11 protein-coding genes and 1 other RNA gene are annotated in these 14,064 nt (G+C 43.7%); 5 read left to right on the forward strand and 7 right to left on the reverse strand.

The window, feature by feature from the left end:
• Window positions 1-41 precede the first annotated feature (41 nt).
• Window positions 42-1,250, reverse strand: coding sequence for a porin (locus SPUTW3181_RS13520; RefSeq protein WP_011789868.1), 1,209 nt, complete (start codon window positions 1,248-1,250; stop codon window positions 42-44).
• Window positions 1,251-1,470: 220 nt separating this feature from the next.
• The gene (locus SPUTW3181_RS13525) at window positions 1,471-3,858 is read right to left on the reverse strand and encodes a DNA polymerase II (protein WP_041408420.1); all 2,388 of its coding nucleotides are present in this window, start codon (window positions 3,856-3,858) and stop codon (window positions 1,471-1,473) included.
• Window positions 3,859-3,963: 105 nt separating this feature from the next.
• Between SPUTW3181_RS13525 and dinG the strand changes: the two genes are divergently transcribed.
• The 5 genes from dinG (at window position 3,964) to SPUTW3181_RS13550 (ending at window position 8,781) form a co-directional block, all read left to right on the forward strand.
• The gene (dinG, locus tag SPUTW3181_RS13530; RefSeq protein ID WP_011789870.1) at window positions 3,964-6,036 is read left to right on the forward strand and encodes an ATP-dependent DNA helicase DinG; all 2,073 of its coding nucleotides are present in this window, start codon (window positions 3,964-3,966) and stop codon (window positions 6,034-6,036) included.
• 9 nt (window positions 6,037-6,045) lie between these two features.
• A complete protein-coding gene (locus SPUTW3181_RS13535; RefSeq protein WP_011789871.1) occupies window positions 6,046-6,819 on the forward strand; it encodes a sulfite exporter TauE/SafE family protein in 774 nt (257 codons plus the stop codon).
• A complete protein-coding gene (locus tag SPUTW3181_RS13540) occupies window positions 6,810-7,478 on the forward strand; it encodes a primosomal replication protein (protein WP_011789872.1) in 669 nt (222 codons plus the stop codon). The genes SPUTW3181_RS13535 and SPUTW3181_RS13540 overlap by 10 nt, the downstream gene beginning before the upstream one ends.
• A gap of 9 nt (window positions 7,479-7,487) precedes the next feature.
• The gene (locus tag SPUTW3181_RS13545) at window positions 7,488-8,192 is read left to right on the forward strand and encodes a DUF2057 domain-containing protein (RefSeq protein WP_011789873.1); all 705 of its coding nucleotides are present in this window, start codon (window positions 7,488-7,490) and stop codon (window positions 8,190-8,192) included.
• 298 nt (window positions 8,193-8,490) lie between these two features.
• Window positions 8,491-8,781 carry a late competence development ComFB family protein gene (locus tag SPUTW3181_RS13550; RefSeq protein ID WP_011789874.1) on the forward strand — a complete coding sequence of 97 codons (291 nt, stop codon included), beginning with the start codon at window positions 8,491-8,493 and terminating at the stop codon, window positions 8,779-8,781.
• Between the two features lie 104 nt (window positions 8,782-8,885).
• Here SPUTW3181_RS13550 and ffs read toward each other — a convergent pair.
• The 5 genes from ffs to SPUTW3181_RS13570 all read right to left on the reverse strand — a co-directional run bounded on the left by ffs (window position 8,886) and on the right by SPUTW3181_RS13570 (window position 14,045).
• Window positions 8,886-8,983, reverse strand: an RNA gene (ffs, locus tag SPUTW3181_RS21380) — signal recognition particle sRNA small type.
• A gap of 227 nt (window positions 8,984-9,210) precedes the next feature.
• Window positions 9,211-9,594: a ComEA family DNA-binding protein gene (locus SPUTW3181_RS13555; RefSeq protein ID WP_011789875.1), complete on the reverse strand. Its 384-nt coding sequence runs from the start codon at window positions 9,592-9,594 to the stop codon at window positions 9,211-9,213.
• A 225-nt stretch (window positions 9,595-9,819) separates the two neighbouring features.
• On the reverse strand, window positions 9,820-11,013 hold the full coding sequence (megL, locus tag SPUTW3181_RS13560; protein WP_011789876.1) for a methionine gamma-lyase: 1,194 nt from the start codon (window positions 11,011-11,013) through the stop codon (window positions 9,820-9,822).
• Between the two features lie 342 nt (window positions 11,014-11,355).
• A complete protein-coding gene (locus SPUTW3181_RS13565; protein ID WP_011789877.1) occupies window positions 11,356-12,588 on the reverse strand; it encodes a YcjF family protein in 1,233 nt (410 codons plus the stop codon).
• Window positions 12,585-14,045 (reverse strand): YcjX family protein, encoded by a 1,461-nt coding sequence (locus SPUTW3181_RS13570; RefSeq protein WP_041408217.1) that lies wholly within the window; start codon window positions 14,043-14,045, stop codon window positions 12,585-12,587. Before SPUTW3181_RS13570 ends, SPUTW3181_RS13565 begins: the two co-directional genes overlap by 4 nt.
• Window positions 14,046-14,064: the final 19 nt, after the last annotated feature.

Below are 14,064 nucleotides of genomic sequence, written 5' to 3' on the forward strand. Positions count from 1 at the left end.
ATATCACTCGCATTGAATACTAAGTGCAAGCAACCTTTAGATTACAGTGTATAACGAATACCGATGGCAATGCCGTCATCTTCTGATAGTGACATTCTTGCTTCTTGAACTTTATCGGCACTAGTGAAATCACTATAGTCTTTACGAGCTTCAACATAGAGGACGGTGTTTGGATCCCAAACAAAGTGCAAACCAACAACTACAAACTGACGTTTGAACACATCATTAGGATCTGCATTAAAGTTAGGTTGGATCACGTAATCTTTACCAGCATCAAGCACGTTGTAAGAAATAAATGGACGCAGACCATTATCAAACTTATAGGACACTAAAGTTTCAGCGCCCTGTGCATCCTTGATTAAACGGCCAATATTATCTGTATCATGGTTTTCTTGCTTGTTAACGTTAGCCGCGATATAGAGTCCGTTATTGTCGAAGTTACCCCAGGTAATACCTGCACCATAGATAAGATCAACTGCCGTTTTTTGATCACCGTTCCCGTAGTCAATATCAAATTCACCGCGGTTAACACCAGCACTCACACTCAGCATCTCAGTGACTTTATAGGTCAACGCTCCACCATAGGTATAGTCATAAGTCACTTGTTGAGCATCAGCACCACCTTCAATCCAGCGGGCTTCACACTCATTTTCAGTAATATTTTCTATATCACAAGTGAAAAAACTGCTGTTTTTTAACTGGGCCTGAACAGCAAAACTGAAATCACCAAAAGCATTACGATATTGTACGGTTTTATCACCCCGACCAACACCGTTGACTGCACCATCGTCTTTATTGAATGTGTAAACACCTGCGGTGTTACCATCCCATACAAAACCATAGTTAGTGCTATATACTACGTCATACCAAGCACCCCATTGTTTACCAATGGTAATAGTACCGTATTGATCATGGGATAAACCGGCATAACCTAAGCGATTATAAAAAAACTCATCTTGAACAGATTCAAAACGGTTGTTATAAACAATATCGCTGCTACCAACAGGATTAACACCCCATTCCAACTTAGCAAATGCATTCCAACCATTGGTCAACTCACGGCTAAAGCCGAAATTAATTCGAGAAGCACCATTAACAACCTCAGTTTCCCCTTGAGTGTTGATTACGCGTACATCAATAAATCCGCCAATTTCTACAGCATTTTTATCATCTTTATAGATCTCAATTGCCGAAACAGATGGCGCTAAGAATATTGCTGCCAGCGCAGTTGCTACTAACGTTTTGTTCATTTGGTGCTTAACCTTTTCGTTTATGTTTTATCAACGTCATTCCGTTGTTATATTTCCTTACAATTTCCCTTTGAGAGTAGCAAACTTTCAATGACCTCTCAAAGCGAAACCTAAAGAATATGTAGATTAACATCACAAAAAAGTAGCAGTTAACCTGTACCAAACAGGTTTAAACGCCACAAAAGCCAGCATTAGCAACAGAGTAAAAACAACAAGCACACTAAATTAACACCAACTGCTTTGATGCAATATCCATGTAGTTTAGTTTCATTATTGAAAAGACAGGCTCTGCTATTGGCCTAATTTGCTTATCAATATAATATTGGTAATCAATTTTAGACGTTCTGTATTGCTCTGATTCCGGTCCGTTAACTGTAATCACATAATCAATTTGCGCCCCCTTCTTGCCAAAGGCACTCGTTCCTGTTAAGTCACAAAGCTGACGTGCGACTTTAATATGTGGGGAGGATTTAGCCGTATACTCTTCAATATTGCGGCGCATACGCTTTCGAAACACTAACTCGTCATCCCTTTTACCCGTTAAGATATCTTCTATCACAGTCATAATATAACTACTGATATCACGTTGATTAAACATACGTTCATAAAGTGCTTGTTGGACAGTGCGTGCCAATGGGCTCCAATCGCTACGAACCTGTTCCATCCCTTTAAAGGTGATTTCTAATTCATTTTTTGAATTACGCCACGCACCGACATAGCGTTTCTTACTTCCCTCTTTGGATCCGCGTAGTGTAGGCATAAAAAATTGTTCGTAATGCCGTTCAAACTGCAGTTCTAAAAAGCTGTCAACTTGGTATTCATCTTGGATTTTAGTTTGCCATTTAGTATTGATATGCGTCGCGAGTGTTTGGCCAAGCAGATTAATGTCAGATAAATCGGGGGCATCCCCTAACCAAACAAAAGTAGAATCTGTATCACCATAAATCACTTGATAGCCCATTTCTTCTATCCAAGCTCGGGTTTGCTTCATAATCTGATGGCCCCGCATAGTGATGGAACTGGCTAATCTTGCATCGTGAAACACACAGCCTTGGGAGCCAAGCACACCATAAAGTGAATTCATAATAATTTTAATAGCTTGGGATAATGGTGAGTTTTGTTCACACTTCGCTTTTTCTCGTTGCTCAGAAAGACGCTGGATAAGCTTAGGTAAAATAGGTTGATGCCGACTAAAGCGGCCACCAAGAAAACCTTGAACACATTCAGACTCGGGTAAGTGTAAACCTTCAACTAACCCTTTGGGATCGATAAGAAATGTACGAATAATAGATGGATAAAGGCTTTTAAAATCAAAAACTAAAATATGTTGATAAAGTCCTGGGATAGAATCCATCACATAACCGCCAGGACTCTCTATACCATCGCTAGCAGGGGCATCCGGAGCGACATATCCTGCACGATGTAAATGCGGTAAATACAGATGATTAAATGCTGCAACCGAAGCCCCTACCCGTCCAAGCTCTAAGCCTGTGAGCTCAGCTCTGGCAAGGGCAAAATCCCATAATTGAGTTTGATTAAAAATATCCCACACTAATCGACTGTCGGTAAGATTATAGTGTGCTAACGCCTGTTTATTTGTCGCAAACAGCGCATCAATTTCGTTAACTCGATTGTCAACATTATGAATAGCCTTTCCTTCACCTAAAAGCGCTTGGGCGACAAACTCTAGGGAGAATCGCTCAAAATGATAAAACGCCGCTTTTAACCAATCGATACCATCAAGCACGACACGCCCGGGTAAACTTAAAGTCTCGGGGCGAAATTTATTATCCACCTTCCATTCAAGCAGCGTCCCTCCACGTCCAATGGTAAGAGGAATGCGATGTAATAATGCTCGTCGAAACAATAATGCAAGATCAAATGTAACGACAGACCAGCCGATGATGAAATCAGGATCATATTCGTGGAACCAAACGATTAAGCGGCGGATCAGGGCGGCTTCATCCATAACCCACTCGATGTAATGGACAGCATTAGCTTCCGGTTTTCCGACCATAATCACTTTTTCATAAATATCATCCTTCGAATCTTTACCATATAGGGCAACTGAATAGATGACCCCCTCAAAGCTGCACTCAAAATCCAGCGAAATAGTACGTAAACTAACAGAAGTTTGCGGAGCAATACTCTTAGCACGCTCTGCTATAAATATAGGAGGCTCATCAATCTGCTGTTGATAATATCCAAGAAAAGCAACATCAAGTGCCACAAAACGCTCAATTAAGAAACGTTGTTCGGGGCGAATATCCGCTTCAAATAATGGAATATCGGCATCTTTAGCAATTCGCTGTAAAGTACGTGATGCGCTACTTGATTGCGCATAAATGCCACTGACAGCTTCACCTTTAAAACTTTTAAGCCCTAAAGGGGAAAAACGCAGTCCTTGGCCGGGCGTTTGCAACTGCAATGAAGTCACATCAGCTTGATGACAAAAACAAATGTATTCAGCATCGTGAACTTCCACCAATACAGGGCCTTGCTCGGTTGCTAAATAATATTGCAGCACTAGATGGCCATTACGCTGGCTTGCATGGCGTGTTAAGACTCGACCTTGTACACTCACGAGTGCATTAGTCTCAGGCTTCATCGGCATGGACTCTCAATTTAAAATGCCATTTAAAGGCAGAAAGGTTTCTTAGGCTATGCAATCACTGTTATTATGTACAGCATTAATTCGATAAAGTAGTGACGCATGTTACCTGACAATGTAAAAACACAGATCCGCGCCATCTATAAGGATATCGCCACTGCGTTACCTAATTTTAGGCCGCGCCGCGAACAAAACTTTATGGTTGCCGAAATCTCTAAAACCCTCGCCGGAGAATACGACAAAGATAGACGTATTATTGTGGTTGAAGCAGGTACAGGGATTGGTAAATCGTTATCTTACATTTTAGGTACTATCCCACTTGCCCTTGCAAGCAAAAAAAAAGTGTGCATTGCCACCGCAACTGTCGCACTTCAGGAGCAGTTGCTACACAAAGACTTGCCCTTCTTTCTGGCACAATCGGGTTTGAATTTTCGGTTTGGTTTAGTGAAAGGTCGGCAACGTTATGTCTGTCTTTCAAAACTAGCTATGCTGGTTGGTGATGATAACAGCACTCAAATGGCCATGTGGCAAACCAAACCCGATAATAGCCAAATTGCTATGCTACAAGCATTATTAGAAGACTTTACCGAAGGGCGCTGGAATGGTGAACTGGATACGTTAACCACACCACTTCCCGACTATCTCTGGCAACAAATCGCCTGTGATAAACACAGTTGCCACCGCCAAGTTGCCAGCCACCGAAATTGCCCTTTCCATAAAGCACGTGAAGATGTCGATACTTGGGATGTCTTAATCGCCAACCATAGCTTACTATTCGCCGATCTAGAACTCGGGGGGGGCGTGATTCTGCCAGATCCGGAAGACGTGTTCTACGTTATCGACGAAGCCCATCATTTGCCAATTGTCGCACGGGATTTTTCCAGCGCACAGGCAACCCTCAGGGGTGCTACCGACTGGCTTGAAAAAGTAGGAAAGACTAGCGCTAAGTTACAGAATCAAATCAAAAGCAATCATATCATCGCACCGGCTCAGGCCATGCAAGACCATATTGCCGATCTTATTGGCCAGCTCAATCAAGTCGCCCATTATTGCGATACCCAAACTAAACAATTTGCGAACCCAGAAAGCCGCTATCGCTTCGAGCATGGCGTATTACCTGAGACATTACGGATCCCCGCTGAAAATCTCGCTACCACGGCTAATCTTGCCTTAAAGCAATTTAACAAAATGCAATTGTTGCTCACTGAAGCTATTAAGGATGGGGATATTCCTAAGCATCAATCCGAAGCACTGCAAGCTGAAATGGGCTTTATGTTACAGCGCCTCGAAAATCTGCAAAAATTATGGCGTATGATGGCCAAAGAAGATAAACACAAGGGCGCGCCAATGGCCCGCTGGATTGAACTCATCACTGGTAAGCAGGTAGATTATCTCTTTAGTGCATCTCCAATTGAAGTAGGTTTTATGCTTGAGTCTATGCTATGGCAAAAAGCCGCTGGAGTAGTGTTGTGTAGTGCAACCTTGCGGGCACTTAACAACTTTGATCACTTCGTTCATCAAGTAGGATTATCACTCAACGATGGAAGTCGCTATTTAGCCCTGCAATCCCCCTTCGATTATCCCAATAATGCCACGCTGTATTTACCCAAAATGAAAACAGAGCCTACGGATGATGCCTATACCGCAGAACTGGCCGAACAAATTATCGAGTTGATTGAAGGTGAGATGGCCACTTTAGTGCTGTTTGCCTCTTACTGGCAAATGGAAAAAGTCGCCGAACTGCTCGAGGGAAAACTCAAAACGGAACTGCTTATCCAAGGTAATGCGCCTAGGCAGCAATTACTCGAACACCATAAATCAAAATGTGATCGAGGTGAACCCAGTATTTTATTCGGTACGGGCAGTTTCTCAGAAGGATTAGACTTGCCAGGAGATTATCTCACTAACCTTATCGTCACTAAGTTACCCTTTGCAGTCCCTACCTCTCCGGTAGAACAAGCCCATGCAGAATATATCAAAGTTAAAGGTGGTAACCCGTTTTTACAGCTAACAATCCCCGACGCCTCGCGCAAGTTGATCCAAAGTTGTGGTAGATTACTGCGCAAAGAGCAGGATTATGGTCGGGTAACAATTTTAGATAGGCGTTTAGTGACCAAGCGTTATGGTAAATCGCTGCTAGATGCCTTACCTCCCTTTAGACGTGTCATAGAATAGGATCAAAATTTGGAGTTGTTACTCGAGCCCAGCAACTGGGCTCTACTGGCCATTATTGGTCTTATCGCAGGTTTTATCGATGCTATTGTGGGTGGCGGTGGCTTACTTTCGATCCCGGCATTATTAACGCTAGGGATTGCACCACATACGGCGTTAGGTACCAACAAACTTGCCGCGAGTTTTGGATCATCCATGGCCGCATGGACATACTACCGCCAGCATCTTTTTACACCTTCATTTTGGTATATGGCCTTTATTGCAACCTTTATTGGTGCAGTGCTAGGAAGTGTGCTCGTTTACTTAATTGATACTCAATGGTTAGAAAAAATCTTACCTTTGCTCATTATTGGTATCGCTATTTACAGTTTACTCAGCCCAAGCGCCATTTCAGATACCGATTGCCAAGTCCCAATACAGTCGCCACCAACACAAAAACAAGGCTTACAAGGTCTGATTCTAGGAGCTTACGATGGTTTTGCGGGCCCTGGGATTGGCGCATTTTGGACTGTGAGTTCAGGTTCACTCTATAAATTGCCCCTACTTCATAGCTGCGGCCTTGCCCGTGCAATGACGTTTACCAGTAACCTCACCGCATTAGCTATCTTTGGCTGGCTTGGCCAAGTGCAATGGCAAATAGGATTATGGATGGGGTTATGTATGATGTTAGGCTCATTTATCGGCGCACGGTGCGCGATTAAATTTGGCATGCCTTTTATTCGTCCTTTGTTTATTTTAATCGTGCTATTGATTGCCGCTAATCTGGCCTGGAGTGCATGGTTTTGAATACCCAACAACTGCTCACTATTTTAAAGAATCAGCTAAAAGCGCTCGAACAGGAAGTGCTGCTACATGATAATCAGCTCGCACCGCAGCAACGAAAACTATTACAGGACACCGAACGCTTTAATCAAGCGCTGTTTATCCAACACGGTGCCCAGTTAATGCCCTGTATAGAACAAATTCGTAATAGCATCAGCCAACTGGAAAAACAAATTAAGCTCAAACTTGCACCACACACCATCTCTTTATGCTGTGAGCGTATTCAAGACAGATTTACCGCGGTAAAACGCGCATTACTGACCACATCTATTGATTTAAAATCGAAAAACCAACAACGTGCGAGCAGCCGTGCGCGTTTTGCAAAACGCCAAGCACAGTCACATCAAGAAAGTGGTTTTGGTTGGATCGCCAGCAATGTGTTACAAAATAGCCACGAAATCTATGGCGAACTTAACAAGCATTTGAATTGGGCGAAAAAATTTGAGCAAAAAATTGAAGAAATGGAATCAAAACTTGAAAACTGTCATAGTGCTGACAAAATAAAATTGCAAAATGACATCCTTTTGATGCATCGTCGTCTAGGAAAATGCAGGCAAGCTATCAGTTATATAGAAGATCGCATTCAAACATTCGAACGTCCGTATCAAAGCAATAATCGTTAAGGAGCAACAATGAAATTACTTTTACCAATCAGCAGCCTGCTAATATTACTCGGTTCAACCTCTGCCCTTGCTGCAGATATTAATATCCCCATGTCATTCGAATACATTGCACTCGATGGTAAAAAAGTTGAATCCAGCCTGTTCAATCACAAAAGCAGCTTAGCATTAACGCCAGGCACACATAAAATAGCTATTCGCTACCATGAAATGATTGAAGATCAATTCAGCGATAGTCAAAGCTTTGTAAAATCATCTCCTTTTATTGTCACCCTAGAAGTCGATGGGGATCATCAATACTACCTTCAACCTGCTGAAGGAAAAATTGTTAAAAAGCCTAAAGTTTTTGCCCAAAACCCACAGATTCTATTAACCCGTGGCGACAAAGGGCAAGTTAATTACCAAGTGACTAATACCAATATTGAAGAAGAAAGTTTTGTTTCTCGTCTATTTAGTGGAAACCAAGCTGTTGATGTATCAAGTACCGCTGTTCAAGCAACGGGAGCGGCAGGGACTGCAACTGTTACTACGCCAACACCGCCCCCAACATCGGCTCAAGCCGCTGTAATTGCAACCTCATTAACACCCACAATGCCTACCGATGATGCATCAAAGGTGACTGGAGCAAATCCGCAGCAGATGCTGCAATACTGGTGGTTACAAGCTGATGAAAAAACACGTAAAGAATTTATGAGTTGGGCAATTTCACAACTCTAAGCTTTTATGACTCCACAGCGCTATCACGCCAGCTATCCTAAGCTGGCGTTTTCTTTTTACTAGATATCCAACTCCCCACCTGTATCAATGTTCTGCAATATCAAGTCTGTTAGAACTGCTTCAGCGGTATTTGACTGAAAAATCAATGGCAAAGTCAGTAATTATTACTATTACTACTGTGATAAGCGGCAGTTATAACGCAGACACACTACAATTAAGCTAAAGACATAATCAACTTTTTATTGCCGCAAATCATTTATGGTTGCAAACTCAATAAAAACCGTCATGGAGCACAGCGATGCAACTTGAAATCCGTAACTATTACGAAGTTCTCTTAATGGAAATGTTATCAGATGAAGGACTTATGGATGAACTGCCTGAGGACTATTTAGCCGATCTCTGCTGCGTAACACTAAACCAATTACCTGTACGTTATATACGTCATCTAGTCGATACCTACTTTTTTGAAGACTATGACGAATTACAGGAATTAAAACGAGAGATCCAAGCAGCACTCGAAAAATCCCGCGCATTTCTCAAACAAAATCTACAAAAAAGGCTACAAGAAGAAGCAGGACACAGCGCGTAAATAAGCAGAAATAACAATATAAATAGTAATATTTGAAGTAGTTATTTAGACGCTAATTTAGTGTTGATAATTTATCTGTGGGATGAAGATATAGATTGGAGGTTCCCCTAGAGCCGACACCCCGGCACACGAGTCGCTTGCTGCGGTTGCTCCCTTCCGGGCCTGGCCGAGTTCACAAGTTATCATTGCGGGGGGACCCTAGGGTCACCATATTTTCGAGTAATACTTTTTTAGGTTCACTTGAACAGCTATGGCATTACTTGAACGGCGTGGATTATCCCCCATGGCACCTGAGGGATCAAGCACTAATCCACCCGTTTGCAGAATATCCTGCTTAACTGAACAATCTATAGGCAAATAGACGTCTTTAAATGATAAAAGCCTGCTATGCAGGCTTTCCAATCGTTTTAACTTACTGGTACTTGCGGATCAGAGTTTGATTAAATGTCGATTCTGCTCAATCAGTTTTGCACCAATACCAGACACATTTGCTAAATCATCAATCGCATTAAACTTACCATTTTGTGTGCGGTAGTCTACGATAGCCTGCGCCTTGGCAGCACCAATCCCCTTAAGCTCTTGTAACTCTTCAACAGAAGCCGTATTGATATTCACTGTCAACACTTCAGCCACAGCAGACTTTGCATCTGCTTTTGCCTGAGCCTGCATTTTTACTTCCGCTTTAGTGGGGGCTTCTGCGGCACTCACAGGGTATGCGAGTAAAGCCGCTAACGTAACGCCTAACATCGACTTTATCTGAATGGATTTAACACTGTTGCTGAGCATTGTGGATAAACAGTTTTTGATCTTCATATGTTGCCCTCTTTCCATGATATTCGGCCTTTCGTCCTACTTCCGTGGCCTCAGATCAAAAATAGTCTAAGCTGTTCTGAAATACCAAATTAGCATATATAAATATTCTATTTTGCTAAATTTCAATATTCAGATTGAGAACGACATAAACTGATTTATAGAAAAGGATGCGAAACTGCATCCTTTTTGCTTCATCACGCTATAGATTCAAAATCGTAATATCGGTTAAGCCAAACGCACTAGTGCTTGATTCAAATCGGCGATGATGTCGTCACAATCCTCTAAGCCGATAGAGATCCGCAGCAGATTATCACCAATTCCAGCGGCAGCCCTTGCCTCTGGCGTATAAGGTGAATGCGTCATCGATGCTGGATGTTGAATAAGAGATTCAGCATCCCCTAGGCTCACCGCAATAGAGAACAACTTTAGATATCCGACAAAGGCCATGGCCTCTTCTAAATTTGCCGCCAGTTCAAACGCGATAACACCACCAGCACGTTTCATCTGCTTACCCATAAATTTATGCCCTTGATGAGAGGCAAGCCCGGGATAATACACACGTGTAATGCTTGGATGTTCCGCCAAAAACTCCGCCACACGCTGAGCACTATCGCAATGTCGCTGTAAACGCACATCTAAGGTCTTAAGACCACGCAAGATCAGCCAAGCATCGTGTGGCGATATTACCGCGCCAATATCTTTTAAGATTTCATACTTCACTCTATGGATCTGTTCGTCACTGCCACACACTATTCCCGCAATCACATCACCATGGCCATTCAGATATTTAGTCGCACTGTGGATCACCAAATCTATACCGAAATCGAGAGGTCTTTGCAGTAATGGCGTCATAAAGGTATTGTCGACAATACTCACTAGCTTATGACGTTTGGCAATAGTTGCAATTGCCGCCAAATCAAACACCTGTAAATGGGGGTTGACTGGGGTTTCACAGAAAATGACCTTAGTATTGGATTTAATCGCCGCTTCTATTTCTGCTGCCGATGAAAAGTCCACTAGGGACACTTCGATACCAAAGCGGGCGAACTGAGACGTCATTAGCGCAAAAGTACAGCCGTATACCGCATTGGATGCCACTAAGTGATCGCCCATCTGCAAGTTAGCCAGTAATGCGGCGGATACTGCGCCCATGCCAGAAGCGGTCGCGGCGGCGGCCTCTGCCCCTTCTAAAATCGCCATTTTACGTTCAAGCTCGGCGGTTGTCGGATTCCCTAAGCGCGTGTAAATATACCCTGGCTCATTACCCGCAAATCGCTCGCCACCTTGCTGTGCAGACTCAAACACAAAAGTCGCACTTTGATAAAGCGGCGTCACTAAAGCGCCAAAGGCCTCATGCTCATGGCCGCCATGAATAACCTGTGTTGCAGCTTTCCACATCTTGCCTGACTCATCTTGCATACCTAGCTCCTTGTAATTGGCCGTGAGCGGTTCCCGTTCTTGATTGATTGTTCGTTTGGGATGTTCAATGCCAGCATTATGGACAATCCAATAGATAAGTTAATGAAACATTAGCCCTATCGAATAAGCTCTACCATAACGCGGTCAAGCACTTAAGCCAGTAGCATGGCAAAAATAGCAGCACACAAAAGTGTAATTAACTTGTTACATAGCACTTTTCAGCCGCACTTGGTCATACTCGGTATCTGCAAAAAATCATAAAAAAATGCGCTAAGGAACAAGTTCATTAGCGCATCTAATTTCGACCATTTAAATCGGTTAATTTTTGATATTAAATAATATCTACTCTTTAGTCTTCTCTTTAGCTGCCCGAGATACTTTGTGATCAACATCGGCGAACTGGCCTTTTAATGCGTCGCGGCCTTCCTTGGTAAACAGCTTGCCTGAAAACTGCTTAAGTTCGATCAACAACTCCTGATGCACTTTTGACAATTTAGGTCTTTGATCTTCTCTAAACACAATCGGCCGACACAGTGCCATGGCCTGATATCCAAGACGTGCCGTTAACATACCACCGCCTAAACCTTGAGCCAAGCGAGCAGACAATTTACCTGTCATTTCAACCGATAACAGCTGTGTACCTAAGTCAGTGACTAACTCAGTGGTGCCCGCGTAGATGATATTAATAATAATGCTGCGGATAAGTTTAATTCGGCTCCAATAACCCAGCTCTATGCCATAACAACGAGCGACATCGCGCAGCATGCGTTGATTACGCCATAGGATTATCGCCATATCGAGCACGGCTAACGGGCTCGCGGCTAATAAAACTGCCGATTCGGCTGCATAGCGTCGCACTACTTTTTTTGCCAGTTCATCCCGCTCAGTCAGCACTAAGTCCTCGAATAACAAGACTTTCTCGGCATCATTATGCTCATCTTTTAATGAACGGCGAAGTTGCTGCAACCCTTGGCTGTCTTCATAGTGACAAACGATATTATCGATAAAGCTGTCTGCCTCACCCATTTGCATGCTCTGCGCTAGCCTTGCGCCCGTTTCTTGGGTATCGGCGACCTGTTTGAGTCGCTTGAGCTTACGGTATTCACTGACTGCACCCGCCAATGCCCAAGCACTGACGACCCCAAGCACCACGCCATAAAAACTGAACAGCCAAGGGCTCTCAAGCCATGCATCCCTCAGCCCTAATCCCGTTTGAACCACCACGAGCAGCAATAGGCTCGATATTGCTAGACGGGCAAGCCACGACCAACGGCGTGATTTAACCAGTTGAGGCGATATGGATTTAGCATCAATCATATTGGGATGGGCAGACAGTGTCGCATCCATTAATTCTTCAATATCAGCAGAGACTTCCTGCACTGGCGTATTGGGTTCAAAGGCTTTCGCTCCTTTGAGTTCCTCTTTGCTGGGGCTAAGCTCCACTATTTGTGGATCAAATAGCTGCTGCTTTTTCAGCGGTTTTTGTTTAACTGACTGTTCAAATGGCTTTTCAACTACATTGGCAAAGGAATTGGCAGCCGGTTCATTTGCGTTATCCGATTGCTTTAACGTCATTCCAATTTATCTCCCAGTAAGTACTGCAGCAGATGATCGAGGCGAATATGGTCAAAATGCACTTGTGAGGGGTCAACATTAATATTGCTCGGCGGCGCGAACCCAACAAAATTAAACCCTTGTTCACGCCAAAAATGCGCTTCAGGTAAGCGAGTGGGCACTTCGCCGGGAAACAAGGTCAGGGCTTTACCGTTGAGTCCCATACCCTGCACAACTTCAACTTCACCCTCTTGGGTTGTCACCATACCATGGCGAGTCGCCTTGATGGCGCTAATCGCCATCGTCTCCACTTTACAGCCATCGAAACTGGCAAAATGCTGGCTGTGTTTCAACATATCGGTCAACAAGGACAAAACATGGCTCTGCTGATCACGAGTCACATGGTCAACCTTACTCGCGGCAAATAACAAACGGTCGATGCGGGGGGCAAATAAACGCCGTAAATAACTCGACTGGCCGAAATGGAAACTTTCCATAATGGCATTGAGTGCCGCGCCCATATCCTCAAATTGCCTTTTACCGCGATTTAACGCACTACAGCAGTCAACGAGTACTAGTTGCCTATCAAAACCAGCAAAGTGGTTTTTATAGAAAGGCTTAACTACTTTAGCCACGTATTCTTGATAACGTTTTTCAAGCACATGGAATCCACTGTGTTTATCGCTTTGCGAAAGCTCAGCAAACTTTTCATCATTAACCAATAACAGAGGGAAAAAAGCCAATAAAGGTGCGCCCTGCCATTCGCCCGGCAATAACATGCGTCCGGGTTGTGCTTGGTAGTAACCTTGTACATGCACTAAATCATTGAGTAATAACTGATATTGATCGGCAATTTGCTTTAATTGTTGCTCGTCGGCGCTGGCGGCTAGATCCAATGCTGTTAAGGATTGCTCAAATTCAGCATATAAAGGTGAGCTTTTAAGATTCTCGATGCGACCTTGCTGGGCACGGCACCAAGTAACAAAGTCTTGGCGCAGCATAGGTAAATCGAGTAACCATTCACCGGGATAATCAACTATGTCTAAATATAAGGTCGCAGTATCAGAAAACTTGGCCAGCAAGCCCTTCTTCGGCTGATATTTAATCGCCAATCGTAACTCAGAAATAGTACGAGTGGAGGCAGGCCAAGTCGCAGGCTCAGAAGTGAGCGCTAACATGGCGCCTTGATAATCAAAACTGGCGATTTCCAGATCCGGCTGCATGGCACGCTTTACCCCGAGCAAACGCTGCTCACGGCTCACCTGCCAAAGTGGCAAAGCACTGTTGTTACGGGCATGGGGTATAGTCGAGACTGGTCCAGAATTGAGTAACTGATTAACTAAGCCAGTGATAAACGCCGTTTTTCCCGCACCAGAAAGCCCAGTCACGGCCAAACGTAAATGCCGGTCCGCAGTACGATGTAACAGGGATTGACCTTTTTGAGTTAATTTATGGAGCGAGGCATCAAGCATTCCCATAGAGACTTCCATTATGTCA

The sequence above is a fragment of the Shewanella sp. W3-18-1 genome (assembly GCF_000015185.1).
GTDB classification, from domain to species: Bacteria; Pseudomonadota; Gammaproteobacteria; order Enterobacterales; family Shewanellaceae; genus Shewanella; species Shewanella putrefaciens.